At 67.8% G+C, this 786-nt stretch carries 2 protein-coding genes; one reads left to right on the forward strand and one right to left on the reverse strand.

The annotated features are described in order from the left end of the window. Positions 1 to 189, reverse strand: a 189-nt coding sequence (locus AC1DT3_RS23050; RefSeq protein WP_477467484.1) for an SAM-dependent methyltransferase, incomplete at its 3' end; no start/stop codon positions are given. Positions 190 to 241: 52 nt separating this feature from the next. Here AC1DT3_RS23050 and cbiD point away from each other — a divergent pair. Beyond that, positions 242 to 786: cobalt-precorrin-5B (C(1))-methyltransferase CbiD (gene cbiD / locus AC1DT3_RS23055; RefSeq protein ID WP_477467485.1), on the forward strand; the 545-nt coding region annotated here is incomplete at its 3' end.

Here is a 786-nt window from a genome sequence, read left to right on the forward strand (position 1 = left end):
TTCGAGGATCGTGCCAGGGTCGGCGAGAGCCAGGATGCGCTCGTCGACGAGGGCATCGTGGACGATCACGTCCGCTTGCCGCAGGGCATTCAAGGCGTGGAGGGTCAGGAGACCCGGGTCGCCGGGGCCGGCGCCGACGAGCCATACCGTTCCCGGCTCGATGGCCGGCGAAAGATCAGATGTGCTCACGCTGCGGTTCTCCAGGCTGACGGGCGGYGCCTGTCGCCTTATAAGGCAAGTTATGGACGAGGTCAGACCAGCCGGAAATCTGCGCCGAGGATGGACGACGGGGGCCTGCGCCGCCGCCGCCGCCAAGGCTGCCTATATCGGCTGGCGAACCGGGGAATTTCCAGACCCCGTCGAGATCGCGCTTCCCGGAGGACAGCGGCCAGCCTTCGCGCTTGCCTGCCATGATCTTGACGCCGATGGAGCTTGGGCCGGCATCGTCAAGGACGCAGGCGACGATCCCGACGTCACCCATGGAGCGCTCGTCAAGGCCGCCGTTCGCGCCGGAGCCCCAGGGGCCGGCATCACGTTTCACGCGGGGATCGGAGTCGGCACCGTCACGCGGCCGGGACTGCCACTTTCCGTGGGAGAGCCCGCCATCAATCCCATGCCGCGGCAGATGATCCGAGACGCGGTCATCGAGGCGTCGGCGCTGGTCGGCGGACGCAGCGACGTGGCGGTCGAGATATCGATCCCGAACGGGGTGGAGTTGGCAGCCAAGACGTTGAACGGCCGGCTCGGCATCATGGGCGGCCTGTCGATCCTCGGTACCACGGGCAT

The organism is Microvirga sp. P4_G7 (assembly GCF_056401005.1).